Annotated in this window: 23 protein-coding genes and 1 tRNA gene; 6 read left to right on the top strand and 18 right to left on the bottom strand. The window is 58.4% G+C overall.

What is annotated here, in order from left to right; genetic code table 11:
* Positions 1 to 103 precede the first annotated feature (103 nt).
* Positions 104 to 1213 (bottom strand): SpoIVB peptidase, encoded by a 1110-nt coding sequence (spoIVB, locus tag ABUA09_RS05010; RefSeq protein WP_033117378.1) that lies wholly within the window; start codon positions 1211 to 1213, stop codon positions 104 to 106.
* Positions 1214 to 1485: 272 nt separating this feature from the next.
* Here spoIVB and ABUA09_RS05005 point away from each other — a divergent pair, with 272 nt between their 5' ends.
* Both ABUA09_RS05005 and ABUA09_RS05000 read left to right on the top strand, forming a co-directional pair.
* Entirely contained in the window at positions 1486 to 2007 is a 522-nt protein-coding gene (locus tag ABUA09_RS05005) for a DUF6512 family protein (RefSeq protein WP_195608414.1), read from the top strand.
* Between the two features lie 124 nt (positions 2008 to 2131).
* Positions 2132 to 2208 (top strand) — tRNA-Arg (locus ABUA09_RS05000).
* A 434-nt stretch (positions 2209 to 2642) separates the two neighbouring features.
* Here ABUA09_RS05000 and ABUA09_RS04995 read toward each other — a convergent pair.
* The 16 genes from ABUA09_RS04995 to ABUA09_RS04920 form a co-directional block, all read right to left on the bottom strand.
* Positions 2643 to 4076: an amidase gene (locus ABUA09_RS04995; RefSeq protein ID WP_195608413.1), complete on the bottom strand. Its 1434-nt coding sequence runs from the start codon at positions 4074 to 4076 to the stop codon at positions 2643 to 2645.
* A 9-nt stretch (positions 4077 to 4085) separates the two neighbouring features.
* Positions 4086 to 4292, bottom strand: a complete 207-nt coding sequence (locus ABUA09_RS04990; protein ID WP_058118263.1) for a hypothetical protein — start codon at positions 4290 to 4292, stop codon at positions 4086 to 4088.
* A 64-nt stretch (positions 4293 to 4356) separates the two neighbouring features.
* A complete protein-coding gene (locus ABUA09_RS04985) occupies positions 4357 to 5760 on the bottom strand; it encodes an amidase (protein ID WP_195608412.1) in 1404 nt (467 codons plus the stop codon).
* Positions 5761 to 5765: 5 nt separating this feature from the next.
* The gene (locus ABUA09_RS04980; protein WP_075704439.1) at positions 5766 to 5972 is read right to left on the bottom strand and encodes a hypothetical protein; all 207 of its coding nucleotides are present in this window, start codon (positions 5970 to 5972) and stop codon (positions 5766 to 5768) included.
* A 142-nt stretch (positions 5973 to 6114) separates the two neighbouring features.
* Positions 6115 to 6264, bottom strand: coding sequence for a hypothetical protein (locus ABUA09_RS04975; RefSeq protein WP_156113742.1), 150 nt, complete (start codon positions 6262 to 6264; stop codon positions 6115 to 6117).
* A gap of 44 nt (positions 6265 to 6308) precedes the next feature.
* Positions 6309 to 7805 carry a sodium:solute symporter family protein gene (locus ABUA09_RS04970; protein ID WP_349949189.1) on the bottom strand — a complete coding sequence of 499 codons (1497 nt, stop codon included), beginning with the start codon at positions 7803 to 7805 and terminating at the stop codon, positions 6309 to 6311.
* A 107-nt stretch (positions 7806 to 7912) separates the two neighbouring features.
* A complete protein-coding gene (locus ABUA09_RS04965) occupies positions 7913 to 8788 on the bottom strand; it encodes an enoyl-CoA hydratase-related protein (protein WP_075704437.1) in 876 nt (291 codons plus the stop codon).
* Between the two features lie 18 nt (positions 8789 to 8806).
* Positions 8807 to 10108 (bottom strand): acetyl-CoA hydrolase/transferase family protein, encoded by a 1302-nt coding sequence (locus ABUA09_RS04960; protein ID WP_272040106.1) that lies wholly within the window; start codon positions 10106 to 10108, stop codon positions 8807 to 8809.
* A gap of 20 nt (positions 10109 to 10128) precedes the next feature.
* Positions 10129 to 11268, bottom strand: coding sequence for an acyl-CoA dehydrogenase family protein (locus ABUA09_RS04955; RefSeq protein WP_058118259.1), 1140 nt, complete (start codon positions 11266 to 11268; stop codon positions 10129 to 10131).
* A gap of 16 nt (positions 11269 to 11284) precedes the next feature.
* Complete coding sequence (locus tag ABUA09_RS04950; RefSeq protein ID WP_075704435.1) at positions 11285 to 12442, bottom strand: acyl-CoA dehydrogenase family protein; 1158 nt, start codon at positions 12440 to 12442, stop codon at positions 11285 to 11287.
* 112 nt (positions 12443 to 12554) lie between these two features.
* Positions 12555 to 13334: an acyl-CoA dehydratase activase gene (locus ABUA09_RS04945; RefSeq protein WP_075704434.1), complete on the bottom strand. Its 780-nt coding sequence runs from the start codon at positions 13332 to 13334 to the stop codon at positions 12555 to 12557.
* Positions 13335 to 13354: 20 nt separating this feature from the next.
* Positions 13355 to 14491: a 2-hydroxyacyl-CoA dehydratase subunit D gene (locus tag ABUA09_RS04940; protein ID WP_075705554.1), complete on the bottom strand. Its 1137-nt coding sequence runs from the start codon at positions 14489 to 14491 to the stop codon at positions 13355 to 13357.
* Between the two features lie 6 nt (positions 14492 to 14497).
* Entirely contained in the window at positions 14498 to 15721 is a 1224-nt protein-coding gene (locus tag ABUA09_RS04935; RefSeq protein WP_195416888.1) for a 2-hydroxyacyl-CoA dehydratase subunit D, read from the bottom strand.
* Positions 15722 to 15818: 97 nt separating this feature from the next.
* Positions 15819 to 17849 carry a sigma 54-interacting transcriptional regulator gene (locus tag ABUA09_RS04930; RefSeq protein WP_195608409.1) on the bottom strand — a complete coding sequence of 677 codons (2031 nt, stop codon included), beginning with the start codon at positions 17847 to 17849 and terminating at the stop codon, positions 15819 to 15821.
* Between the two features lie 86 nt (positions 17850 to 17935).
* Positions 17936 to 19156 carry a CaiB/BaiF CoA transferase family protein gene (locus tag ABUA09_RS04925; RefSeq protein ID WP_197055533.1) on the bottom strand — a complete coding sequence of 407 codons (1221 nt, stop codon included), beginning with the start codon at positions 19154 to 19156 and terminating at the stop codon, positions 17936 to 17938.
* Positions 19157 to 19220: 64 nt separating this feature from the next.
* Positions 19221 to 20006 carry an enoyl-CoA hydratase/isomerase family protein gene (locus ABUA09_RS04920; protein WP_058118253.1) on the bottom strand — a complete coding sequence of 262 codons (786 nt, stop codon included), beginning with the start codon at positions 20004 to 20006 and terminating at the stop codon, positions 19221 to 19223.
* Positions 20007 to 20259: 253 nt separating this feature from the next.
* On the opposite strand from ABUA09_RS04920, the gene ABUA09_RS04915 reads away from it, so the two are divergent.
* The 4 genes from ABUA09_RS04915 (at position 20260) to ABUA09_RS04900 (ending at position 24750) form a co-directional block, all read left to right on the top strand.
* Positions 20260 to 20622 (top strand): hypothetical protein, encoded by a 363-nt coding sequence (locus ABUA09_RS04915; RefSeq protein WP_279204960.1) that lies wholly within the window; start codon positions 20260 to 20262, stop codon positions 20620 to 20622.
* A 166-nt stretch (positions 20623 to 20788) separates the two neighbouring features.
* The gene (locus ABUA09_RS04910; RefSeq protein ID WP_033117393.1) at positions 20789 to 20989 is read left to right on the top strand and encodes a hypothetical protein; all 201 of its coding nucleotides are present in this window, start codon (positions 20789 to 20791) and stop codon (positions 20987 to 20989) included.
* The gene (locus ABUA09_RS04905; protein WP_058118251.1) at positions 20979 to 22085 is read left to right on the top strand and encodes a DNA adenine methylase; all 1107 of its coding nucleotides are present in this window, start codon (positions 20979 to 20981) and stop codon (positions 22083 to 22085) included. Before ABUA09_RS04910 ends, ABUA09_RS04905 begins: the two co-directional genes overlap by 11 nt.
* 1 nt (position 22086) lies before the next feature.
* A complete protein-coding gene (locus ABUA09_RS04900; RefSeq protein WP_279202916.1) occupies positions 22087 to 24750 on the top strand; it encodes an Eco57I restriction-modification methylase domain-containing protein in 2664 nt (887 codons plus the stop codon).
* A 145-nt stretch (positions 24751 to 24895) separates the two neighbouring features.
* Here the strand turns inward: ABUA09_RS04900 and ABUA09_RS04895 are convergent, their stop codons facing one another.
* A complete protein-coding gene (locus tag ABUA09_RS04895) occupies positions 24896 to 26188 on the bottom strand; it encodes an McrC family protein (protein ID WP_195974226.1) in 1293 nt (430 codons plus the stop codon).
* Positions 26189 to 26195: the final 7 nt, after the last annotated feature.

Here is a 26195-nt window from a genome sequence, read left to right as displayed (position 1 = left end):
GGAAGATATCTGTAAAGGGGAGGCTGCCGCTGGGAATATCCCAGGGCAGTCTCCTTTTCTCTGCCCCCGACCGCTCAGAAGGCGGTGGGAACGGGCAGAAGGGTTATGACGCCTTTGTCCCGGTTTGAAGGCCGGATTCGGCCAGCATGTGTTCGGCCAGTATGCCATAGCCGCTTGTGGGGTCGTTCACAAGCACATGGGTCACCGCGCCGATCAGCTTTCCGTTTTGCAGAATGGGGCTGCCGCTCATCCCCTGGACGATGCCTCCGGTGGCCTCCAGCAGACGGGGGTCCGTAACCTTAATCATCAGGTCGCGGGTATCGTGACTGCCGGACGGAAAGACCTTGGTAATTTCAACCGTATACTCCTCCACGGTATTCCCCGCGATATTGGATAAAATAGTGGCGGAACCCACCTTTATCTCTTTTCGGGTGGCCACCGGCATGGGTTCGAGACCGTCCACAAGGCTCTGATCGGTCAATGTGCCGAAGATCCCGCCCGGCGTATTGGCGAGCAGGTCGCCCATATCCTGCGAGACCTGGAAGGCGCCGTGGAGTTCACCAGGTTGACCGGCCTCTCCCTTTTTTACGTCGGAGACGGAGGCATACATGATCGAACCGGACTCCAGCGGCATGAGAAGAGCGGTGTCTACATCATTGATGCCATGGCCCAGCGCGCCGAAAAGCCCGGTATCCGGGTCGTAGAAGCTCATGGTTCCAATGCCGGCCATGGAGTCCCGGATCCAGGCGCCGAGCCGGTAACTGCCGTCAGAACAGGCCACGGCCTGGGCGGTGAACTGGACCTGTTTCTCTCCACGCATAGCGCGGATGCTCATTTTGTCTCCCTCCAGATCCTGAAGCACATCCCGGACCTGCTCAATGGTGTCCACCTGGGTATCGTTGATATGCGTAATGATGTCGCCCTGGCGGAGTCCGCAGTCTTTGGCCGGGGTAGAAGCGCCGTCGGAGCTTGGCACCTCGGCCAGACCCACGACCATCACCCCATCGGAAAACAGCTTGATCCCCACGGCGCGACCCATGGGGATCAACTGCCGCTGTGCATTCCCCTGTGCCAGCACAGGCACGGCCTCTTCCGCCCGGGCCCTGGAGCCGAAGCTCAGAAGGAAGAGGGCCGCCGCTGTGCCCAGCGCCAGGAGGCGCAGGGCCAGGAGGACCGAAAGGGTCCAGGGCTGAGTCTGTTCCTCATCTCTCATAATACCACCCCTTTTAAAAAATGAAAACAGCGTGAAGCAATTTTGCCCCCGCTGTGATTTAATATGGCCGCTTTCTGAAGAAAAAAGCGGCGGCGCGGCTGGCAATGAAACACACCTTTGGTATGGTGAGAGTTGGAAATCGGGCAGGCGGCGGGCTTATGCGCCGGTCGAGGCGGCGATTTCTGTTAAATAAATAAAAAAAGGAAATGCGGCATACTCCGGACAGGGCGGTACATATGCTCTATTGACAAGTTCTGAGGGAGGGATCACCCATGCGGAAGCTGCCAAAAAAGCTGTTGACGGCCTTTGTCGTAACCACCCTGGCGGGCGCGTGCCTGCATTTTTTGTATGTGCTGCTGCCGAATCCGGTCACTGCGCTGCTGGCGCCGGTCAACGAGAGTCTGTGGGAACACCTGAAAATCTTCTTTTGGCCTTATCTGGCGGCCGCGCTGCTGCTCACCAGGGGAGGAGAGCGGGGCTGCCGTGCGCCGTGGATGCTCTCCGCCCTGCTGCTGTGCGTCGTCATGCTGTGCGCGGGGTACTTCTATCACATCGTTCTGGGTGGGGAGCGGTTGGCGGTAGATCTGGGACTCTATGTGCTGCTGATGGCCGCAGGATTTCTTCTGCCCGGCGTGTTCTGCCATGTGGGCGAGCGGACGGGGGTAAGGGACATCATTCTTCTGCTCACCGTGACGATGGCCGGAGCAATTGCGATCTTTACATTCCTGCCGCCGGATCATATTCTTTTTACCGACCTCTCAGGGGTCAATACGTGGGCGACCATTCCATATTAAACTGAAATAAAAACCATGTGAGGGCGCGGAATGCCGCCCCTCACATGGTTTTTGCAAAAAAGGCTCTTTACAAACCCGGAAAAGGTTGCTATAATAATCTAGCGCATTGAGAGAGGCATTACGCGCGCCCGTAGCGCAATTGGATAGAGCGTCAGATTCCGGTTCTGAAGGCTGGGGGTTCGAGTCCCTTCGGGCGTACCACGTCGGAGCAAACGTCATATCGTTTGCTCCGACTTTTTTCAAAAGTCAGAGCGCACTCATTTTGTGACTCCTTCCAAATCACAACCGCTGTGCTGGGGTGTGATTTGATGGGGAAAACGGTCTGCCAAAATAGCCTATTTATCGCATTGGGGCATAAAAATACCCACACCAAAATGGTGTGGGTATTTTTATGGATACCGTAAGAGATTAAAATGCTCGGGCGAAATGAATTCGCCCTGCACAATTCTCGCTGCGCTCGAATATACGGCGCAAACGCGCCGCCGGCCAGAAGGCCGGTTTGGCACGGGTCTGAGCCCCTGCATCCTGTTTGACGGCGCAGAGCGGCAAGAAAGCCTTGAAATCCTAGAACCACTAGGATTTCAAGGCTTTCTTGTTTTTGAACCAGACCTTCGAAATGAGAAGCTTTTGGGAGCCTAGCAGAATGATTCCGGCCGGATGCCGGGCAGCCGGTCATAGAGGTGGAAAACGGACTCAAAGGCGGCGCCCGCCTGGTAACAGACATCCTCGCGGAAGGCGTCTCCCAAAAGCTGGAGGCCAACAGGGAGGCCACGCTCATCCAGGCCACAGGGAAGGGTCAGCGCGGGAAGGCCGGTGGTGGGGGCATAGCAGACATAGGTGCCGGACAGGGGCAAAACATTTTCTTTTACCCCGTGGATGATGAGTTCATAATCTCCAATGGGCACTGCGGTAAAAGGCAGCGTGGGAAAGAGAAGCAGGTCCACCTGTTCACGGAACAGGGTGCGGAACTGTTCCCGCAGCCACCGGCGGTACCGCTGTGCGTGAACATAGGTGGTTCCGGAGATGAACTCTCCGGCCTGAAAGAGAACCCGTACGTCATCTCCGTAATCCAATGGGCATGTCCGCAGATTTTTCTGATGGAAAGAGGTGGCCTCCACATAGCAGACGGCGGACCATGCTTTGGGCATCAGCTCCAGGCGGTTCACGCGGCATTTCACGATTTCGGCTCCCAGGCTGCGGAAGGTCTCCAGCGCACGTTGTACTGCGGCAACAACAGCGGGCTGATCTTTCTGGAACAACACCTCTGGCAGAATGCCGATACGAAGGCCCTTCACACCGCGGTCAATGGTCCGGGAGAAATCGTCGCCGGGGCGCTTGGCGGTTGACGGATCACCGGGCTCCTCACCCGCCAGGACTCCCAGCATAAGGGCATTGTCACGGATGCTGCGGGTGATGGGGCCGCAGGCGTCCAAGCTCCAGGCCAGAGGAACGATACCGTTGAGGCTCACCCGGCCGATGGTGGGGCGCATCCCTACCAGGCCGCATACGCCGGAAGGCAGGCGGATGGAGCCTCCGGTGTCTGTACCAAGGGAGGCCAGGGAGGTTGCGTTGGCCACTGAGGCCGCAGAACCGCCGCTGGAGCCGCAGCAGAACCGCGCAGGGTCCCAGGGGTTGTGGGCCGCGCCGAACATAGGGGAGTCAGTGGTAGCGCCCTGGGCAAATTCATGCATGACGGTTTTCCCGATGATGACCGCTCCGGCGGCCTTCAGCCGCCGCACCACCACGGCGTCCTCGGTGGGATAATTGTCCCGATATACCTGACTACAGGCGGTGGTGCGCAGTCCTTTCACGTTGATGTTATCCTTCAGAGAGACCGGGATCCCATGGAGGGGGCCGAGAAAACGCCCGGCAGCCTGCATCTCTGTCAATGCGCGGGCGGAAGACCGCGCAGCATCGGCATAGACTTCAGCAAACGAACGAAATTTCGCTTCCGTCTCTTCAATGCGCGACAAATAAGCATCCACCAGTTCCAAGGGCGTGACCTCTTTTCCAGCGATCAGGGCCTGTGCCTGTACCAAGGAGAGTCGGAGCAGTTCCTGATGTGTCATGGCTTCTGTTCACCTCCCCTCTTCCATGGATACGATGGAAGCTGGAAAAACACCATTGTACTCCGGTTTCTCCATCTCTTCCCTTAGATCGTTGGCGTCGTTGAGCCATCCCTCTACCGTGGCACGGGTGGCCTCACGGGTGGCGTCGTCCAGCGGCAAGCCGATTCGCGCCGCGATCTGTTCCATCTCTGTGACAGAAAAGAAAACTCGATCCACAAAAACGCTCCTTTCTGCGGTGCTCCTTTTTCTCTGTGGGAGAGAAGAGCGCTATCAGTTCCGTTCAGTGGAACGCGGGCAACTGCTCATGGAGGTTAAACGCCGTTTCAAAAGCGGCGCCGATGCGGTAAAGCGTTGCCTCGTCGAAAGGACGGCCCAGAAGCTGCATCCCAATCGGCAGGCCCTCATGATCCAATCCGCAGGGGATGTTCAGTGCGGGCAAACCCGTCAGACTGGCGATACAGGTAAAGAAAGCGTCCATATCACGGATACTTTTGCTAGCGCCGTAGAGCTCGCTGAGTTTGAGCGCGGTGCAGGGGATGGTGGGGAACAAAAAGGCGTCCACTTCGCGGAATTTGGCGCGAAACTCCTCTATGATGCATTGGCGCAAACGCATGGCCTGAAGGTAGAAGGTGGCGGGCAGAAATTCTCCGGCAGCCAGCAGGGTGCGGACATCGCCGCCGTAGTCCTCGGGCCGTGCCCGGATGTCTCGCTGGTGGTAGGCGCTTCCCTCCGCCGAGTTCAGAATGAGCCAGGCAGTCATAGCGTCGTCCAGGTAGTCGAATCGGCACGCTACGATCTCGGCACCCAGAGAGCGGAACACGTTGGCGGCCTCCTCCACTCCCGCATCCACGTCCGGCTGGCTCACCCTATGCATAAGCTGGGGAATCATGCCGATCCGCAGATGCTTGACGCCCAGCTCCAGATCGGCGGTATAGTCGCAGGTGCACTTTTCCGAGCAGCCGGGGTCTTTGAAATCGTGGCCGGCGATGACACCCAACATCACAGCATTGTCCCGGACCGAGCGGGTCATGGGGCCGCAGGTGTCCATCGTCCAGCCGCAGGGAATGATTCCAGTGTTTGGGACACGTCCTATGGTAGGGCGCATTCCCACGATGCCGTTGACCGCTGCGGGAAGACGGACGGAGCCGCCGGTATCCGTACCTAGGGCGCCCAGAGCGGTGCCGCCGGCCACCGCCGCACCGGAACCCCCGCTGGAACCGGCACAGTATCGCTCCAGATCCCAGGGGTTGTGGGAGGCACCGAAATGGGGACTGTCTGTGGTCCCACCCCAGGCAAATTCATGCATGTTGGTATGGCCGATGATGACCGCGCCGGCAGATTTGAGCCGAGCCGCCACGGTAGCGTCACGGGAGGCGACGTGGTTGCTGCGGATCTTACTGGAGGCGGTGGAGCGGAAGCCTTTCAAATCGATGTTGTCTTTGAGCGCGATGGGAATTCCATGCAGGGGCCCCAGCGGAAGGCCGGCGGCCTGCAGCGCCGTGAGCCCCTCGGCCGCTTGGCGCGCAGCCTCCTCGTGGACGGTGACATAGGCGTTGTAGGCCGGCTCCTTTTCGTGCAGGCGCTCCAGATAGGCGTCCAACAGCTCCGAAGGCGTAACGGTGAGATGTTCGATCTCGTCCCGCGCCTGTACCAATGAGAGATGGAGCAGTTCCTGATGTTTCATGGACTTCACCTCACGGAGATGACAATCGCCGGAGCGACATCGTCAAATTTATGATCCGACATACGATCTATAAAAGGCAGCATTTGCTGATACCAGCTCTCCACCTTTGCACGGATGTCCTCCTCTGCCACCTGGCCTGTCGGGAGAAGAAGCTTTTCCCCCATGACGCTGAGATCTTCCGATGAGACTGTAACCGACAGTTCTTTCTGCATGACAGTCACTCCTTATAGATTGCTCCGCCGAGGGAGCGTCTAAGCAGGACGAAGTCAGAGCACCCGCATGCGAGGGCCCTGACTCGTCCTGGCCGGTCCGTGCAGCTCGCAGAAAAGCCGAGCCGCACGGGCCGGTGTATGGCTATTCTTTTTTTGCGGAATCGGCAGCTTGTTCTTTCTTGAACTTTGAAGCGTCACGGAGAACGGTAAATAACAAGTATGCCAAGGCGCAAAGCCCCCAAATGGGTACGCCCCACATCCAAATTTGGAAGATGATTAATGGCAGACGCATCACAATACCTCCTTATTATTGTCAGGTAAGTGCTTACCTAAGGGTTACACATGGAACTTCTCGCCCAGCAGCGCATAGTCGAAGGGGTCGTCCGGCTTGACAGCTGTAATGATGATTGGAAGGATAAAGGAAACCACGTAGGAATAAATATAGGGGGTGTTGGCGCCTACGCCTGTTCCGGCCAGTACCATAGCAGACAGGATCACATTGCCCACCATGGCGATAAACATGGTGAGGGTGAGTCCCTTTTTATTGACCTTTTTCCAGAAAGCCGCATAGATAAAGGGGATAAACAGCGGCGGGAGCACGCAGTTGATAAACATGTTGATGTACATAAGAGACATCTCGCGTGCAGTAGAAATGACCATGACAATACCCATAATGGCCATAGTCCAGCGTCCGATCTTGACATTCATCTTCTCATCGGCCTTTTTACCCTTGAGGATATAGGGTTCATAAAGGTCGACGACGACGTGGGTACCGATGGAGCAGATACAACTGGACATGGTGGAGGTCAGCGCAAAGAGAATGACAATTGCGCCAACTACGGCACCGCCTTTGCCCAAGAGAGTCATAATAGTCAGAGGGATCACGTCGGTGCCCACCTCGCCCTGAACATTCATGGCAAGACCCAGCAAACCGATGATGGCGGACATCAGAGGAATGGGGATCCAGGCGAGAGAGGTGCCCACGCAGGCCTTCAGGAAATCCTTTTCCGTGCGCACGGACCAGACGCGACCCCACACATTCTGCTCGATGACGCCGTAGCCGATATAGCCCAATGTGAAAGGAATGCCGTAGGCGATAGCGGCAGGCACATTAATAGGGTCTAAGACCAGCGGCATTGTGGTTGCTTCTTTGGCTAAGAGCAAGTTATAGAATGTTTCAGCTCCGCCGATATGCTGCAAGCCAAACAGGCAGATGAACGACATACCTACTACAATGACGGAAATTTGGAAGGAGTCCGTCAGTAGCACGCCCCACAGGCCATTGGCCACAGAAAACGCGATGGTGACCACACCGATGATGATGGCGCTGCTGCGGAAAGGCAGGCCCAGAAGAGAGCGGCAGACGATGCCCGCCCCCACGATCTGAAGCCAAATGGTAAAGGCTTGGAAAACGACGGACCCGACCGCGTTGATGAGACCCGCCCCCGGACCAATTCTACGGCGGATGAATTCGGGGAAGGTGAGGCCATAGGGCATAACTTTTCTGACCCGGTTGAGGATAGGGATGGCGATCAGGATACCGATGCCGCCGCCAATGGGATAATACCAGGAAGCGGCAAAGCCGTGGGTATAGGCGCCCTCACCGGCGGCCATGGTGGTGGTGGCCCAGGTCCAGGAGGCTACCAATGAGAGGCAGGCGACCTGCCAGGGCACACCGCGCCCCGCTGCAAAGTAAGAGGCGGTGCTGTCCGCCTTCTTCTGGGTCTTGTAGGCAAACAGAGCGATTACAAAGAATGCGATTGCCACAAAAGCGACGACTAACCAGCCTTCCAACGAGGTTACCGGGGTTACAATTTTACTGTCCAATGACATAAACCATTCTCCTCCCGTTCTTCAAATTTCTTGTTGTGCGGGGGAACCCGAACTTGCAGTCTGACCGGCGGCAACAGCTCCTTTCCGGTGGATTTGGCGAGGTCCGGCTAACAGTCCTGAATGTTCTTGGGGAAAGGGACCTCAGGGAACCAGGGGTATGCGGGGGGCATATCTGTTACGGGGCTCATCTTGAATTCCGGCGGTCTCTTCTCCATAAAAGAGGCCGCGCCTTCCAGAGCGTCCGGAGCAGTTCCGATATAGTAGAAGCAGGAGGACTCGATCTTGTGAGCGGTCATCGGGTGCCGGGCGCCCGCCATCTGATACATCATCTGGCGGCAGAGAGCCACGGAAACAGGGGCGGTGTTGTCCCGAATGTCCCGGGCAACCTCCAGCGCCCGGGCATAGACGCGGCTGTGGGGGACCACCTCGCTGACCAAGCCGCTGTGCAGAGCCTCTTCCGCGCCGATGATGCGCCCCGTGGTAACCCACTCTACGGCCTTGGAGAGGCCCACAATGCGGGGCAGGAACCAACTGGAGCAGGCCTCGTTGACATAGCCGCGGCGCGCAAATACAAAGCCGAGCTTGGCGTCCTCGGAGAGAATGCGCATGTCCATGGGGAGGGTCATGGTGATCCCGATCCCCACGGCGGAGCCGTTTATGGCGGCAAGGACGGGTTTGCGCATGGCGTAAATGCGCAGGGCGTTGGTGCCGCCGGTGTCCCTGGTGTTGTGGAAACCTGCTTCCGAAAAATCGAAGGGCCTGTCAACGGTGAGATCAAAACCGGCGCAATAGGCGGGCCTTTTCCCACCCTCCGCGCCTGTGAAGATCACCACGCGCACGTCGTCATCACTGTCGGCGGCATCCAGGGCGAGGTTGATTTCCTGACACATTTGGCTATTGTAGGAATTCATGTGTTCGGGACGGTTCAGGGTGATGGTACAGATGCGCTCCCGCACCTCGTACAGGATGGTATCATAGGCCATGGGCGCAGCGCTCCTTCCTCAAACTAAAATGTTTCTTTTCTTCGCTTCAAAGGTGAGCTGATCCCGGAAATTGGGATGGGCAATGCCGATCAGGGCCCGGGTGCGTTGGCTGAGGCTTTGGCCTCGGAGTTTGGCAATGCCATATTCCGTGGCGATATAGTCCACATCATTTTTACTGGTGCTCACCACGGCGCCGGGCGATAACTGAGAGACGATGCGGCTCACCGTCCCATTCCGGGCGGTGGAGGGGAATACGATAAAGCTTTTTCCGCCCTTGGAGGAGATGGCGCCGCGAACGAAGTCGGATTGCCCGCCGGTGCCGGATACATGGGCGGGGCCCATGGATTCGGCACAGACCTGACCCCAAAAGTCTACTTCCAGAGCGGCATTGACCGAGACAAAATCAGGATGCCGGGCGATTATGGCGGGATCATTCACATAGCTGACCGGCAAGAGCTCCACAGCGGGGTTCTCATGGATGTAGGAGTATACCTTCTGCCCCAGACCAAAGGTAGCGACAGTCAGCCCGGTGTGGAGGGGCTTTTTTTCGTTGGTGACGGCGCCGCACCGGATCAGATCCACCATACCATCGGTCAGCAGTTCCGTATGCAGCCCAAGGTCATGCTTGCTCCGCAGTACCTCGGTGATCGCCTCCGGGATCGCGCCCACCCCAAGCTGAATGGTGGCTCCGTTGGGGATCTCTTCCGCTACCAGACCGCCGATGGTGGCGCTGAGCGCATTGTGTGAAACGGGAGGGAGGGTAGGAAGCGGGGCGGCCTCCTCCCACAATCCGTCGACTTGGGAGATGTGGACCAGTGGACCACGCAGCGCGCGGGGGACGTTGTGGTTGACCTGCAAAAACACGCGGTCGCTCTTTTTCAGAAGGGACTCGGTACAGGAGCCCACAGGCCCAAAACTGAAATATCCCTGTTCATCCATGGGAGAGACGACAGCAAAGAAGGCATCCACCCGTGTATATTGGGTGAGCAATGCGGGGACATCCCGGTAGTAGCAGGGGAGGTATTCACCGAATCCAGCATTGACGGCGCCCCGAGCGCCGGCGCCGGAGAACCAGGAGAATCCCTTCAGTTGCGCCCCCATATCCTCCTGATAAAAGGGCAGGGGGGACATATCCATGATGGTATAGACCCGCAGATCCTCTATTTGTCCCCGGCGGACCCGCTCCGCCAGATCCCAATATAAACCATATGGGACGGAGGAGGCGATATCGGAGCAGCAGGACCAGCCGGAGCGGATGCGGGAGGCGATGCGCGCCCTGGAAGAAAGCTTGCGGCGGTATGTGTCTTGATGTGTGTTCACTTGCGCCGGTCCCCCCATGCTCATTTGAGAAGCTGACCCGAGATCACCACGCGCTGGATCTGGTTGGTCCCCTCCACGATTTGAAAAATTTTGGCATCACGCATCAGCTTTTCCACCGGGTACTCCCGCATGTAGCCATAGCCGCCCAGAATCTGAACCGCATCCAAGGCCACCTGCATGGCGGCGTCGGTGGCGCAGCATTTGGCAATAGAGCCATTCATGGTGACGGGAAGATGCTGATCGATGAGCTCCGCGGCGTGATAAACCAGACAGCGGGCCGATTCCAGCCGCATCTCCATGTCCGCCAGCATAAAGCGGATGGCCTGGTTGTTGCAGATGGGCTGCCCAAACTGGCTGCGGACTTTGGAGTAGGCAATGGCCTCCTCCAGCGCCCGCTGACCGACGCCAAGGGCCACCGCGCCGATATACGGCCGCCCGTGATCAAGGGCCGCCATGGCCTGCTTGAAGCCGTCCCCCTCCCGACCTACTCGACAGGAGGCGGGAACGACCACATCCTCAAACACCAGCTCTACCGTGTTGGAGGTTCGGAAGCCACACTTGTCTTCTTCCTTGCCCACGGTGAGGCCGGGAGTGTCACGTGTGACAAGGAAACCGCTGAGCCCTTTGTTGCCCTTGCTTCTGTCAGTAGAGGCGATAACGAAGTATAGTTCGGCGTATCCGCCGTTGGTGATAAAGCATTTGGTGCCGTTGAGCACATAGCTGTCGCCCTGTCGGACAGCGGTCATGCGGCTGGCACCGGAGTCCGAACCGGAGCCGGGCTCGGTGAGGCAGAAGGAGCCCAGTCCCCCCTTACGGAAGAGGATATCTGCGCAAAGCTGTTTTTGTTCCTCAGTACCGTACTTCATAACGGGGACCGCCGCCGTGCCGGTCACACTGAAGGCACAGGTGACGCCGGCATCCGATTTGGCAAGCTCTTCAAAGACCATACAGGCCGTCTTGGTGCCCAGACCTGCGCCGCCGTATTCCTCCGGCTGGTCCAGACACTGCAGTCCCATCTCCAGGCCGGCCCGAATCACGTTCAGGGGGCATTCCCCCCTTTTATCCCAATCGGCCGCATGGGGACGAATCTCACTCTCGCCAAACTTTCGGACCAGATCGATGAGCTCACGCTGCTCCTCGGTATGCACGTGGAAAGCCATTTCTGATTCCCCCTGTTTATAGAAAATGCTCGGCACTTTTCAGGATGTAACTGCCGGCGATCAGGCGCTGAATGTCAGCAGAACCCTCAATATTGGGCGCAATGACGGCGTCGCGCAGAAAGCGCTCCACCTGATACTCTGCCGTGACACCATAGGAGGCGTGCATGTTGAGGGCCATCGTACAGGTCTCCACCGCCAGATCGGCAATGTAGCCCTTGACCAGCGCGGCGCTGGCCTGCACCCGGCGGATATCGTTGGTGATGGTGTCGGCATCCTCCGCCGCCTTATAGAGCATCAGCCTGGAGCTGAGGGTGTTGGCTGCCACCCGGGCAGCCTTGTCCTGCATGGAGGGAAATTTGGAGATGGGGGAGCCTCGGTGGAGCTTTTCCTTGGCATATTTCACCGCCAGGTCATAGGCGCCGTCCATAATGCCGGTAAACACGGCGGAGAAGGCCAGCTTACCGTAAGTAGTGGTGCCGATCAGCAGGTCAAAGCCCTTGCCATATCCCCCCAGAATGTCTGCTTTAGTGACTTCTACATCGTCCAAGAAGACATCATAGACATGGCTTCCATGAAGTCCAATTTTGTCCCAGGGCTTGGAGAGGGAATACCCCTTGCAGAATTTTTCGACGATATAGGCCGTACAGGTGTCGGCGCCCTCGTCACGGGCCACGACGACGATAGGCCCCTTGTAGGCGGCGTTGGAGATAAAACGCTTGGTCCCGCTGATGAGATATTTTCCGTTCCCCCCTTTGGCAACTGTGGTGAGCTGCTTGGGGTCGGAGCCGGTACCCGGCTCTGTAAAGGCCAGGGAGCCACGGTAAGCGCCTTGGATACCGGGGACCAGATATTTCTGCTTCTGCGCCTCGGTGCCGAAAAGGTGGATGGCGTCCAGGGGTAGCAGACACACGGTAAGCAGCGTCGCGGCGCTGGGAGACACGCGGGCAATTTCCTCGAGGACCATGGACAAGGTAAGATATCCGGCGCCCAGACCGCCATAGCTTTCGGGATAGCTCAGGGAGAGAAACCCCATATCCGCCATGATGTGGAACAGGTCCTCTGGAAACTGCTCTGCAGTCTCGATCTCCTCTACCCGCGGCTTGAGATAGTTTTGGGCGAAGTCTACGGCGGAAGAACGTATGGTCTCCTGAAGTTCATTGCGTATAAATTCCATGAGATCCCTTCTTTCTGAAAGATTTTTATTACATTTTTATTAAATAATGGAATTTAAGAGTGATAATGAACCATCTACAGCGCCATTTCTCTAAAAAATGGGCCATTCTGTGTTATAACCGTCCTTCCAAGGCAAACAGGGCTGCACCTACGGCACCGGTGAACTGGGGGAGAGACGGGAGCAGGAGCCCGCACTTCAGATTGCGCTCCAATGCCCGGACCAAGCCGGTATTCAGGGCGCCGCCCCCGGTGAGTGCCACCTCTGGAAGAATACCCATTCGGAGGGTCAACCCCGTGATTTTGCGGGCTACGGAATCATGAATGCCCGCCACTAGGTTGGCAATGTCCACGCCGGCCGAGAGCTTAGAAATCACCTCGGACTCGGCAAATACCGTGCAGGTATTGCTGATAGTCTCCACCCCAGTGGCACGGGCGTCATACTCGCCCAATTCTGCTACCTCCAGGCCCATGACACGGCTCATGACCTCCAGGAAACGCCCGGTCCCGGCGGCGCATTTATCATTCATCACGAACTGTTGCACGCTGCCCCGGTCATTGATCTGTATGGCCTTCAGATCCTGTCCTCCCACATCAATAATCGTGCGCGCCTGCGGGAGAAAGTGGTGGAGCCCCTTGGCATGGCAGGAGATTTCACTGACCTGTGCGTCGGCTCCGCGAAAAATAAGCCGGCCATATCCTGTGGCGATGGTTCGCACACAGTCAGATGGGGACAGCCTGGAATTCCGATAAAAGGTCTCCAGCGCCAATTGGTCGGCCTGGGTGCCGGTCCCAAAGGGGACCACTGTGGTTCCCAGCAGGGCCCGCTCTCCGGAGAGTGCTGCCAGTTTGGTAGCGGTAGAGCCAATATCGATTCCTATATAGTGCGCTTCCATGCAGCCGCCTCCCCGCCCGTCTAGCAAGTGTGCGTAAGCTGTTCGGCAAAAGCCTGTAGCCTTGTGCGCAGAGGCTCGGCCGATTGCATCGTCTGTTCCAGCTCCAGGTGGAGAAAGGGAAGATCCGCCTCTTGGGCGGCGCACCGCACCCAAGGGAGATCATACTCGTCGGTATCGCAGAATTTCATCAGTGCGAACAGCACGGCGTCGGCGCCGGCTTCTTTGGCCGCACGGGCCACCCGTTCACCCCTGGTTTTTCGGGGGTCATAGAGAAATGCCTCACCTTCATAGGTCTGAACCTGGCGCGCCAGACGCTCCAACTGCGAAAGGGCTTCGGGTACCAGGTGATTGAACTGACGGCTCTCATGGGCGAGTTCATCCCCTACGATGGTGTATCCCAATTCGTCCATTACATCCAGGATATGGGACGGTTCCAGCATGACGCCGGAGACATAGACTTTGATACCCTCAAAGCTTGGGGCGGTGCTGGCGCGGAGCATCCCGTTGAGCTCCCGCATCAGACGGGTGTGCTCCTCCTTCCGCATAAAGTAGCGGGCCTTGATCACGGTGTGCCGTTCCCGGCAGGTGAGCAATCCGGGCTTCTCCGCCAACAGACGCGCAAACGCAATCATTTCTTTTCGGTTTTCATTGTAGATTTCAATACTTTGACACAGAGCCTCCTCGGTGATCTGTCTTCCCGTGAGTGTTTCCAGTTGAGCACGTACACCCTCCAGTTCACGGATAAAGTACGTTACAGCCCCCTCCAACCGGTGGTTTTGCGGGTGCTTGACAAAGATCGGCTTCACGCTGGGGCAGGTGAGGGGGAAACTCTGCGTGACGCATTTGAGAGTATCGCACAGGCAGGAGATCAGTACTCCGTCTAAACCGTCATACGCGCCGGCAATGGCCAGCTCTGTAATGGACTGTACCACAGAGCAGGCGTAGGGGGGATAATACTCCGCCGCACGGACGATGGGGAGGCGCTCGGCGCCCCAAATACCCACGGGAAAGGCACCTGATGCATGGACAAGTTCCTCGGGAATCAGGATGGGAAGGCAGCCTATGACTTTGTGACCACGGGCTTTTTCATCCAGAACCCGTTCCCGGATATGGGTCACCGCGTACTCCATTTCGCGGAGGATTTCTACTTTAGACACAGACACTCAGGGCCCCCCTCTCTCGGCTTTGGCCGCTTCCATGTTTTCACGCAGGGCTTGCACTCGAGTCTCAAACTGGGCGGGGGAAAATGTTGTGGGATCGGTCTGATCACCGTCAAAGGTGGCGAAGGGCTTGTGGTTGCGCTCGTATATCCCCCGGCGCAGGCCGGCCTGGAGAAAAGTAAGGATCTTACAGCTTCGATTCACGTGGTAGAGCGCGCCGTCGCACCGGGTCTCCTCCATGATCCGAGCCCGGATATCTGTCTGCCGAGTCAGACTGCCGATGGGGGGGCGGGCAGCATAAGCCCGGGCGAGGGAGCGCACATCATCCTGATCATAGTCCACACACCATTCCACCGGATACATGCCGCCTACAACGATCATGTCGTTTGCCTTGAGGCACTTGTAGTTCTGCGCCAGATGAGGCCAACAGGCGATACCTTCCCACATGATGCGGTGTTTCTGCTCACCCTTGAACTGGCTTTTGTGCTCCCGGAGGTACTCCTCCATTTCCTCTGAAAGCCTGTCGTAAAAGTCCGCTGTGGAGGATTTGCCCCGGGCCACTACGGCCAAAAACATATAGTTGAAGAGATTAAAGCCGTCCAGAGGGCTGGGGCTGTGCTGGACGTAATCCGTGGCCCTCTTCCAGGATTTTGCGACCCGGCGTGAGATGGCGAGGACCTGGCGGAACTTTTTGTAGTTGAATGGCCTTCCGCAGAGAAGTTCCAACTGGCGAATGAGCTCTTGAAACTGGGATACGATATAGTCCACATCGTTTTCCGTCGGGCCGTATTCCGTCTGGTAAGGCGTATCGATGAGGACATAGGGCACATCCAGCCGCTTTGCCGTACACTCAAACCACTTGACGCACAGGCCGCAGATGTTGGTACAGTTGCAGATCATATCCGGACGTGGAAGGTTCAGAATGTCGCTGTCGAAGGACTCGATGTAGCCCAGCCCGATACGGGTATAGGAGCACAGGTCGCTGGAATAACCAAGCGCCTCACATTTTTCCAGATAGGGCATGACACCTTTTTTTGCCCCCAGCGTGGCGGCCAGATTTTCAGGATAGGCCACTTGGATGTCCATGGCCTCAAAAAATTCCTGGGGGAACAGGCCGTTGGTCCACACCACTTTCTGGCCTCGCTCGTGGGCATGGTTTAAATCGTCGTAATACTGCGCGGTTAATTGTTTGAGCAATGTTTTGGTATCAGTTGTGCATGGGTCCATGCTCTTCCCTCGCTTTCTGCCGCCCGGGACTGCTTCGTGGTGAGCCGGAGAAAAGGAAAGGAGGGGCTCTGTGATAGCGGGACCCGCCGAGACCGGGTCAGCCCAGTACCTGGAGGCGCCTCATCCACTTGTACAGCGTTTTGCGGGATACGCCCAGATATTCCGCCGCCCTGGATTTATTCCCCCTGCACTCTTTCAGTGCGTGCAGGATGGCGTCCCGGGTGAGGGAGGAGGTGTCGTCGGGCTGTGGTGAGGCCGCTTTCGGCTCCGCATCTTCCTCCAATTCGGAAGCGGGATGTTGGACCGCGCCGATCACATTCAAATAATCCGTAATGTGATTGACTGTAATGACCGAAGGCGAATAGATCTGGACGATTCCCTCCATCAGGTTCTGCAACTCGCGTACATTTCCTTTCCATGGGAGCTGGCTCAAGTAAATCACTGCATCGTCAGCGATTTGCGGAGGGGTGATGTGGATTCGCCTGGCGACCCGGCTGATAAAGTGATTGGCCAAGAGTACCACATCTTCCCGCCGTTTGCGCAGGGGCGGAATATTCAATACAAAGGCCGACAGTCGAAAGTAGAGATCGCCCCGGAAGCTCTTTTGGGAGACCATCTCCAAAATGTCGGCGTTGGTGGCTGCGATGATGCGGACATCCACGGAGGTCTCCTTGGAGGCCCCCAATTTCATAAAGCGCTTTGTCTCCAGTACCCGCAGCAAAATGGCCTGTAGGTCCAGAGGCAGTGTGCCGATTTCATCTAAAAACAGGGTGCCGGTGTTGGCCAGCTCCAGTTTGCCGGTATTCCCGTTTTTCTTGGAGCCGGTGAACGCCCCCTGCTCGTATCCGAAGAGCTCGCTCACCATCAAATCCCGCGGGAAAGTGGCGCAGTTCACCGCGATAAAGGGGCGGTCCCTGCGGGAACTGGCATTGTGGATCGCCTGGGCAAAGATGTCCTTGCCCACTCCGCTCTCTCCCATGATGAGGACATTGTTGTCGAACTCGGCATATTTCCGGGCATATCGGATAGATTGCTTGATCTCGCGGCTCTGCCCAATGATGTTCCCGAAAGTCATAATGGCGTTGTTGCCGATTTGCCGGGAGACAAAGGAACTGACCTGCTCCTTGTTGGAAATAAAAAAGCGCATTCCCTCATATCCCACGCTGACCTGTCGGTAGGGCATGGTAGAGACGATATACTGTCGGGTGACACCCTGGATACTCAGAGAGATGCTGGCGTTATGTAAATATTCGTTGCTGCTCAGCACCTGCCAAAATTCCCGGTTGGCAGGCAGCGGGTCAAAGACAGTGCTCAGACTTTTGAAGCACAGGTCGCTGAAAGGGATTCCGAGCACATTGAAAATATTGGAGTTGTGATACAGACAATAGGGCCTGCGCGTCCGCTCGTCGATATCCACACAGATGTATCCCATGGTCTCGCTCATATAAAAATTGTAAAAGGTATTCACCATGTCCAAATGGAGACAAACCTCTTTGCACATGGTAATGACTGTGGCCAGGTAATCTTCGAAGCGGTCCGTCCGCGGTGTAATGATGCCAATGCCCCCCAGAAGCTCCAGCTCGCCAAAGCGCTCCCTGGAATTGTCCTCCAGAACACAGGGGGCGAAATACATCGTCATATCAATGAATTTGGACAGATAGTGCTCGCTTCCAGTGGTGCGAAATGGTCTCTTATATTTGATGCCCAGGGAAAAGGCTGTGGTTCCCGCGTGTTCCTCCGACAGGCTGCACCGCTCCCGGATCCCGCGCTCCTCCAGCCAGCCCCGGATCTCCTCCCCGCAGTACAGCTTCAGAATAAAGCCGTGCCCATCTACCATCACATAGGCAAGTGGGCGGACGGACCAGTGGTAGATGCTGTTGATGAGACGGTTGGAATAAGCGTAGAGCTTTTTGGTATTCTCTTTGATGGAGAAGAACTCCTGTTCCCCACAGAGATAAGGGGCCGAAATATCTGGAACCATGGCCCGCTTCTTGCAGTCGCCCCAGGAGTCCCTCAGCGCCGGATCCTGGAATAGCTGCCAGCCCCCTTCGTGATTGCGGCGGTGATTCTCCATCGTAATGCGGTCCGTCATTGTGGTCTTCGTACCCGCCTGAATTGGAGCGGGCACGCCCCTCCCTTCTGCATGTAAGTCGCAGTAAGCATATCACAGAAGGTGCGCTGTCTCAACTTGGCCTTTTCTGGAAATGGAGAGGATTATTCCTTGGCATAGACGCCGACGACCTTGCGCGCGAGCAGCGCGTCGATTTCTTCACGGCTGTACCCATACTCCAGCAGGATCTCCACAGTATGCTCACCGACGAGAGGGGAAAGACGATGCTCGGGATCCTCCACCGTTCCGAATTTAATGGGGGTGGCCGGTCCGATGCAGGTGCTCCCGTCCCGCATGGTGTATGGATAGACATAGTGGTTCTCCAACGCCTGCGCGTCGTGGATGATGTCTTTGATCTTGTCAATATAGGAGTGGGCCACATCCGCCTCCGTCAGGCGGCGGTGCATTTCTTGGTGATCGTACCGCTGGAACCCCTCCTCAATGACACGGATCAATTCCGGGGTGACCGGCTTGCATGCCGCCAGATCACTGTATAGGGGGTGGTCCACCAGGTCCTCCCGGTCGATGGCACGCATCACGGCGTTATAATAACGCTCATGGTCGATTACACACATATAGATCCACACGCCGTCGGCACAGCGGTAGGAGTTGACCAGCGGGGAAACTGCATTTTTCCGGGTCTTTGGGTACTCGTCGCCGTATTGAGTCGACTGTACCCCTACGCCCAAGGCCCAGATAGCATTGCTGTACAGTGAGACCATTACTTTTTCGCCCCTGCCGGTCCTGGCCTGCTGATAGAGCGCCGCACCGACGCCGGCGCAAACGGTCTCGGAGGTGAGCATGTCTCCGAATGCGATGAGCGGCGGGATGGGCGCGGTGTCTTTTTCTGGCAAATCTCCCATGGCGCCGCTCCTGGCCCAGAAAGCCACGGTGTCGAATCCGGGATCATTGGCCTGGGGGCCTTCCGTCCCGAATCCAGTGACCTGGCACCAGATGATGTGGGGGTGCCGCGCAGAAACGGATTCGTAGTCCAGTCCCAGCTTTTCCAGTGCTCTGGTGCGGAAATTGGTGAGAAATACATTGGACTCCGAAAGCAGCCTTTCCAGAATCGCCTTGCCCTCGCTCTGCTTCAGGTCCAGGGCAAGGCTCCTCTTGTTTGCATTGAACACTTCGTTGTGGGGGTTATTGGAGTCATCAATGGGCATCCCCATCATCCGGCCCGCGGGGCGGTTATTGTCTCCCTTCAGCGGCTCCACCTTAATGACGTCGGCACCCCACTCTCCCATCATGCGGGCGGCCGCCGGACCGGCCACATACATGGAGAGATCGACGATTTTTACACCCAGCAAAGGCTTGTGCATCATAAAACCCGCGCCTCCTCTCATCTTCAGGACTTATTTTCTCCTGTGGCCACAGGCCCCTTGCAGCTTATCTGCCGCGGAAAACGGGCGGACGTTTTTCCGAAAAGGCCAGCATCCCCTCCCGAAAGTCCGCTGTGTCGAACAGCATGGCATCATTTCTGGCCTCGATCTCCAGGGCGGTGTACAGATCATGATTTCTGCCTTGGTCTACGGCCGCCTTGGCCATGTGGAGCGCAAGGCTGCTCCGCTCCTTGATGACATTGGCCATGGAGACGGCCTCCTCCAGCTCCCGGCCATCCGGAACCACCTGATTTATGATGCCCAGGCGCTCCGCCTCAACAGCGGGAAGAAGTTTTCCCGTAAAGAGAAGTTCCTTGGTTTTTGCCGTGCCGATAAGCCGCGGCAGACGCTGAGTCCCGCCGATGCAGGGGAGCGCACCCAGTTTCAGTTCGGGAAGCCCTAGTCTGGCACTCTCAGCGGCAATACGGATATCACAGACTAGCGCAAGCTCCAGCCCTCCTCCGCAGGCAGCGCCGTGGATCGCCGCGATGACGGGTTTTTTGATCGACTCGATGCGGTTGAAGACTCTCTGTAGGCCCAGAATATATTGATAGGCGCCCATAGAGGTTCTCTTTTTCAGAAGATCTCCATCGGTGATATTGTCACCGGCACAAAAGCCCCGCCCAGCGCCGTGGAAGATCAGGACCTGTATACCATCATCCTGATCGGCCAGCTCCGCGACCTCATAGAGCTCCTCATAGGCCTTGGCGTTCAAGGCGTTCAAAACGTTCGGCTGATTGAGTGTGATGATACCGAGTCCCGCTTCCTTTTTATAGACGAGTGTTTCGTACATCCTTTTCCTCTCCTCTCTTTCATCGCGGAGAATTGACTCTGGCTGTCTCTGTATACAAGCAAATCGAGTGCCAAGTTTTATATGCGTGAATAGGATGCAAAAAGGTGGATAAAGCAGCCCAAACAGGCAGAAATTATAAACTTGTGAGGAGTAATCAGAAAATGGTGTTACCCAATGTCACCTCGTAAGGGTGACAAAATTGTGGATACGGTATCCAAAGTGTTACCTGTCTGGGGTAACGCGGATATGGACTTTGTCATATTGGGCTGTCCTCATTATCCCATCGATCAGGTGGAATACGCGGCCTGCCCGGTGGGGGAAAAAGGTCCGGGATGGGATACCGTCCTGGGCCCTTGTGCCGCAGTCCATCAAGGACCTGGCTGTGCGCTACGGCTATACGGGCATCATCGAACAGAACGGCGGTCTGGTTGTCGCGGGGCTGCAAAGATCGACCTGGGCTGCGTGGTGCCCCACTGCCCCGGCGTCACTGATCTCGGCCAGGATCCCACTGAGGGCATCCACACCGGAGACTGGGGTCCGGGTGGACCGAGACAGGGGCGCCGTGGAGATTCTGCGCTGGAAGGGCGAGGAGGCGCGCGTCGGCGCAGAAACGTGACGCGGCATCCCAAGCGGGGTTGACAGCAGAAGGAAGCAGGCGCGGCTTTTGCTCCGGAAGGGAGCGTGGGCCGCGCCTGTTTTGTGTGCCAAAGGGCGGTTGACCGGGCCGGCGATCTATGTTATATATATTATATATGTTATATCGTGGAGGAGAGGTGGTCGCCTTGGCGCGCGGAAAATCCGGACGGATCGTACTGGAGATCGACCCTGCACTGAAGCGGCAGCTGTATTTGAAGTTGGGGCAGGACGACGTGACGCTGAAAGAATGGTTCCTTCGGACCGCGGAGCGGTATATCCGCGGCCGGGACCCGCTGGAGCAGAGCAGCCCGACAGAAAAGGAGCCGTTTGACGCGCATGGGGATTGACTTTCTGGGGAACAAGGAGCAGCTTCTGCCCTTTCTCTACACGCATATCAGCGAGGAGACCGCCGGACTTCCGGGGCCGGTGGGGTTGGTGGACCTGTTTTGCGGGGCGGGGGCGGTCAGCCGCTGCTTCAAGTCCCACGGCTGTCGGGTGACGGCCAACGATTTTCTCACCTGCTGCGCCGTGATGACAAAGGCGATCCTGCTCAACGACGGGGCGCCGGAATTCCGGGGGTTGAGGGAGGCGGCGCCGGAAATTTTTGCAGGCGAGAGCACCCGCTCGCCCTATGAGCGGGTGCTGGCCTACCTCAACCGCCTGGAGGGGCGGGAGGGGTTCATTTACGGGAACTATTCACCGGCCTCCCTGGAGCAGTGCGAGTATGAGAGGATGTACTTTACCCGGGAAAACGCGCGGAAGATCGACGACGTCCGGGAGACCATCGCGGAGTGGTCCGGACTTCTGGAGGAGCGGGAAGAGGCGCTTCTCATCGCCGACCTGCTCTTTGCAGTGAGCGCGGTGAGCAATATTGCGGGGACCTATGGGTGCTATATCAAGTTCTGGAAGCCGAAGGCCCGGCAGCCGCTCTGGCTCACACCCCGCCGCTTCACGGCGGGAGGCGGGGGCCATACCGTCTGGAACTGTGACGCCAACGAGCTGGTCGGGCGGGTGGAGGCCCCCATCATCTACGCCGATCCGCCGTATACCAAGCGGCAGTACAGCGCGTATTATCACATCCTGGAGACCATCGCGCGGAACGACCGGCCGGAGATCGGCGGTAAGACCGGATTGCGGAACTGGAAGGAACACTCCTCCCGCTACTGTTACCGGCGCTCCGCGGGCAAGGCCCTGGAGGAGCTGCTGGAGCGGGCCCGCTGCCAATACTTTTTCCTGAGCTACAACAGCGACGGACAGATCCCCCACGAGGAGATCCGCTCGATTATGGCCCGGTTTGGGGAGACGAGGTATTGGGAGGTCCCGTACAAACGCTATAAGAGCAATTCCGCAGTGTCAAGAAAACCGCCGCTGACAGAGCGGCTTTATCTGGCAGATCTGCGGGAGCGGCGGGCGGCGCTGACAAGGGACGGGGGAGCACATTGATATGGAGAGAGTAAGCAGGAACGACAGGGAGCGGATCAGCGCGCTCTGCGACGATTGGAAGCGCGCCCTTGCCCGGCTCTTCCAGGAGCGGTTTTCGAACCTGGAGGGCAAGGCGGCAGACCGGGCCTTCGACCGGGCGCTGACGCGGCTGTTTGAAACGCTGCTATGCAAGTGCTGGTGGGGCGCGGCCCGGACAGGGACAGGGGCCCCGTTCTCCCTGCGGGAGCAATTCCCCGCCTTTTGGGAAGCGATGCGGGCGAGCGGCTGTTTTCGGAAGCTGTTCACACTGGCGTGGGGGGTGGGGCCGGACGCCGGCCTGGATATGGCCGTGCTGGACATGGTGCAGGAACAGATCACAGAGCATGAAGGCCTGCGCTGGATGGATATCCGGCATGCGGGGGCCCTCTTCGAGGAGCTGATGGACAAGCACCTCCTGCTGGAGGATGGGAAGGCCGACGTGGTCAACAGCATGAACAAAAAGACCGACGGAGTGTATTTCACGGACCGGTCCATCGTCGCCTTTTTGGTCTCTGCGGCGCTGGAGGGCTATCAGGACCGGAGCGCGGAGGCGCTTTTCGGCCTGCGGATCATCGATCCCGCCATGGGGGCGGGTTTTTTCCTGACCGAAATGGTCGATCAGCTCTCCGGGCTCATCGCCGCAAAAAGCGAGCTCGCCCCTGCGGAGATCAGGAGGCGGGTCCTGTGCGGATGTATCTACGGGATCGATAAAAACCCGGTGGCGGTGGATATTGCCATGTTTACCCTCTGGCTCACCGAGCTCCAGGGGGACGAGGCATTTCCGGAGCTGCGGAGCCGCCTTCTGGCCGCCGACAGCCTGCTGCTGGTCCCGCCGGACCGGGAGACGGAGGAAAACCGGGATCTTACGGGCTGGAGTCATCTCTTTCCGGAGGTGTTCGGGGGTGCCGGGACGGAACAGGGCTTTGATATTGTGATCGGAAATCCGCCCTGGGGCAAGATCAAGACCAATGTCAACAGTTTTCTCCTGAACGATGCGGGGACATTGGCCGCCCTGCCGCAGGGCCAGGCCAAGAGAACGTATATCGAGAAGGACCAGCGCCTTCAGGCAAACTGGCGGCAGTACTATCTGGACACCAGCGGCTATCTCCGGCAGCTCAAGGGCCGCGGGCTCTATGTCCACCAGCGCTGCGAGATCAACGGGAAGACGGTGGGCGGCGACGACGACTTCTACAAATTTTTTGTGGAGCTGGCCTTCCAGATCGCCAAGGGAGACGGCGTGGTAGGGCTGGTGGTGCCCGCGGCCTTTTATCTGTCCGAGAGCGCCAGCGGCCTGCGGCGCCTGTATCTGGAACACGGCTGCTTTTCCCGGCTGACCGGCATCATCAACAGCCGGAAGCTGTTTCCCATCCACCCCTCCTTTAAATTTGTCGCCTTTTTGTATCGCAAAGGGGCGGTGGGAGACGCGGTATGCGGTGCACGCTTCGACGTCAAAGATCCGGAGGAGCTCCGGACCGACAGACAGGACGGGGTCTCCTATTCCATGCCTTTTCTCCGGCGCTACAGCGGTGACTTTCTGACCATACCCGAGTGCAAGTCTCCCGCGGAGGCGGCTCTGATGGAGCGCCTGTGCGGCGTGTTCCCGCGCCTGGGGGAGCGGGTGGAGGATGGCTGGAACGTTTCATTCCTCCGGGAGGTGGATATGACCGGGGACAAGGAGCAGTTTCTGCCCCGGGAGGCATTCCTGCGCAAGCGCGGCGCGCAGAGAGCGCAGTATGTCCCGGTATTTGAGGGGCGGATGGTACACCAGTATGACTGCTCCCGCAAGCGGTATCGGTCCGGCAGCGGACGGACGGCCAAATGGGAGCGCAATCCCCGACCGGGGGCGCCGGTCACGCCGCAGTTTTATATGAAGGAGAGCCAGGTCCCGGTGGATCTCTCCCATTTCCGCGCCTGCTTCTGCGATGTGACGGGGCAGCACAATGTGCGCACCGTCCTGGCCGCCCTGATCCCGCCCCACTGCGTCTGCGGCAACAAAGTGCCGGTATGCCGGTTTGATCGGGAGGATATCCGGCTGCCGCTGCTCTGGGTCGCCCTAGCGAATTCCTTTGTGGTGGACTGGCTGATTCGGAAGCGGATGACCACTACGCTGAATTTTTTCCACTGGGCCAACGTGCCGTTCCCGCGCCTCTCCCCTGACGGGGAGGCAGCCAGGGAGCTGATTCGGGACGCTGCCCGACTTCTGTTGCAAAATGCCGGAATGGAGGCCCTGCCCGGCCTGTTGCCCGGTGTTTGCCCGGAGGGCGGTCCGGCGGAGCCGGGGAGACCCCTGCCGCCCGAGGCGCAGGAGGAGCTGCGGCTGCGGATCGACTGTAGGGCTGCGGAGCTCTTCGGTTTGAGCCCCGAAGAGCTGGCCCTGATCCTATACGCCTTTCCCTCCCTGGACAATCCCCGGAAGGGCCTGCCCGGCGACCGGAAATATGGCGGGGTGAGCACGGGCTGCTATGTGACCCGGGACAAGCTGCTGCTGGCCTATCTGGAGCGGCGCGCACCGGACGACACCAGAGATGTGGTGGAGCTGTATCGGAGAGCGGGAGTATCCATAGAGGACTGTACGGGGCCTGTCCGGGACCTGCGGGAACGGGCGGCCCGATATGAGGAACTGGGAACGGTGGCCTATGAGACATAGACCATGCCCATCCCGCCCGTGTGGCTGCGGGCAGCAAAAAAGAGAGCGGCGGTCCCGGACGGACCGCCGCTTTTATCTGCCCCCAGGGCTGGCCTGAGGAGCAGCGCGCTGTATGCGATTCGGGGCGTGCCGCTGCGGCCCGGACCTAGAAAAGAAAGGCCAGCAACTGTGCTTCCAGCGCGTTCTGGGCGGCAAGAAGGGCGGACTTTGTACCCAGATCGGAGATGTCCCAGCGCAGCAGTCCCACCCGCCAGATGGTTTCCCCGGACGCCGTGGTCCAGGTCAGAAGAGGCGGCTCTCCGCCAAGGTCCCCCTCGCTGGGGACGACCAGCAGAGCCTGGGCGCAACCGTGGGCAATGAGAGAGGCAAGCATCTGGTAGTAATCCCCGGATCGGGGCTGACGCAGAGGGCCATGTCCGGCGAGATCACACTTGTACTTGGCGTCGATCAGGGCTGTGACCATCTCCTGGATCGTAAGCGTGTTGTCCGGGCGGGTAAACAGCACGGAGCCGGCGCCCTCCGGATGGCCGAGCGCCGCGGTGCGCTGGGCCGTGACGGACCAGTCTGTGTGCCGCCGGGCAATGCGCTGGAGCATCCGCTCCAGAAATTTCTCATAGGTCCGCTCTGTGTTGAAAAGAAAGCCGTAGCCGGAGGAGCCCTGATCTTGGAGGACTGCGGAGGCCCCGCCTGCGATGAGGTTGCCGATTTCAAGGGCGGCCCGGTAGCGGCTGTACTGGGCCGGAAGCGCGGCGTGGACCGGGAGCCTGTAATGGTGCTCCGGCTTGGGCAGAAGGGAGACGACCCGCTCCAGCCGGCGGCGCAGGACCTGGCTGCGGACATGGCGGGCCAGCCAGGCGGCGCTCCAAAAGAGCAGATATTGAAAGGCGTTGTCCGGAGAAAAAACGTCGTGCTCGGAGACGACCTCGCCCGGATGCGTGAGCAGCATGCGCATCTGTTCCGGCAGAAGGAGGCGGCCCCTCAGATAGCGCCCCTGAGAAACGGCGGCGCGATAGGCGCAGATGGGCCCCTTTTGCAGCGCCGACTCTACGGACTCCAGAAAGGCCAGGGCGATGTGGTCGCAGAAGCTCAGCGCGCCACGCCCCATGTGCCGGCTCCGCTCAAAGCTGATGTGCCCGTACTCGGCGATGCTGAGCATATGGAAAAAGCCGCTCTGCCAGGAGGCCGACTGCCGGAAGGAAAATTTGGGGATAATCTCAAACTCATAGCCCACGAGGTTCAGGATGCCGGCAACACCGGCAAACCGGAGAAGGAGGCCCCCCGATCCCTGCCTCAGGGAGATGGGGTCCCGGGACAGGCGGAGCGCCCGCTTCAGTTCCTTGTTTTTGGTGGAGACGATTCCCGGCAGACGGAGGGCTGCGTCTCTGTCCGAGGCGGGCCAGAGAAAATCCTGGTGCTCCCAAACTGTGATCTGGACCATGACGCGC

The sequence above is a fragment of the Intestinimonas sp. RTP31139st1_F5_RTP31139_211217 genome (genome assembly GCF_040226735.1).
Classification (GTDB): Bacteria; Bacillota; Clostridia; order Oscillospirales; family Oscillospiraceae; genus Intestinimonas; species Intestinimonas butyriciproducens.
The sequence above is the reverse complement of the archived record's forward strand: the minus strand, read 5'-3'. Positions and strand labels throughout refer to the sequence as shown.

Coding starts and splice junctions, on each gene's coding strand:
- ABUA09_RS04900 (WP_279202916.1), top strand. CDS start 22,087: ATGGAGAGAGTAAGCAGGAACGACAGGGAGCGGATCAGCGCGCTCTGC.
- ABUA09_RS04925 (WP_197055533.1), bottom strand. CDS start 19,156: ATGATGCACAAGCCTTTGCTGGGTGTAAAAATCGTCGATCTCTCCATG.
- ABUA09_RS04955 (WP_058118259.1), bottom strand. CDS start 11,268: ATGGCTTTCCACGTGCATACCGAGGAGCAGCGTGAGCTCATCGATCTG.
- ABUA09_RS04975 (WP_156113742.1), bottom strand. CDS start 6,264: ATGCGTCTGCCATTAATCATCTTCCAAATTTGGATGTGGGGCGTACCC.
- ABUA09_RS04895 (WP_195974226.1), bottom strand. CDS start 26,188: ATGGTCCAGATCACAGTTTGGGAGCACCAGGATTTTCTCTGGCCCGCC.
- spoIVB (WP_033117378.1), bottom strand. CDS start 1,213: ATGAGAGATGAGGAACAGACTCAGCCCTGGACCCTTTCGGTCCTCCTG.
- ABUA09_RS04945 (WP_075704434.1), bottom strand. CDS start 13,334: ATGGAAGCGCACTATATAGGAATCGATATTGGCTCTACCGCTACCAAA.
- ABUA09_RS04985 (WP_195608412.1), bottom strand. CDS start 5,760: ATGAAACATCAGGAACTGCTCCATCTCTCATTGGTACAGGCGCGGGAC.
- ABUA09_RS04970 (WP_349949189.1), bottom strand. CDS start 7,805: ATGTCATTGGACAGTAAAATTGTAACCCCGGTAACCTCGTTGGAAGGC.
- ABUA09_RS04995 (WP_195608413.1), bottom strand. CDS start 4,076: ATGACACATCAGGAACTGCTCCGACTCTCCTTGGTACAGGCACAGGCC.
- ABUA09_RS04980 (WP_075704439.1), bottom strand. CDS start 5,972: ATGCAGAAAGAACTGTCGGTTACAGTCTCATCGGAAGATCTCAGCGTC.
- ABUA09_RS04965 (WP_075704437.1), bottom strand. CDS start 8,788: ATGGCCTATGATACCATCCTGTACGAGGTGCGGGAGCGCATCTGTACC.
- ABUA09_RS04905 (WP_058118251.1), top strand. CDS start 20,979: ATGGGGATTGACTTTCTGGGGAACAAGGAGCAGCTTCTGCCCTTTCTC.
- ABUA09_RS04950 (WP_075704435.1), bottom strand. CDS start 12,442: ATGGAATTTATACGCAATGAACTTCAGGAGACCATACGTTCTTCCGCC.
- ABUA09_RS04935 (WP_195416888.1), bottom strand. CDS start 15,721: ATGGACCCATGCACAACTGATACCAAAACATTGCTCAAACAATTAACC.
- ABUA09_RS04920 (WP_058118253.1), bottom strand. CDS start 20,006: ATGTACGAAACACTCGTCTATAAAAAGGAAGCGGGACTCGGTATCATC.
- ABUA09_RS05005 (WP_195608414.1), top strand. CDS start 1,486: ATGCGGAAGCTGCCAAAAAAGCTGTTGACGGCCTTTGTCGTAACCACC.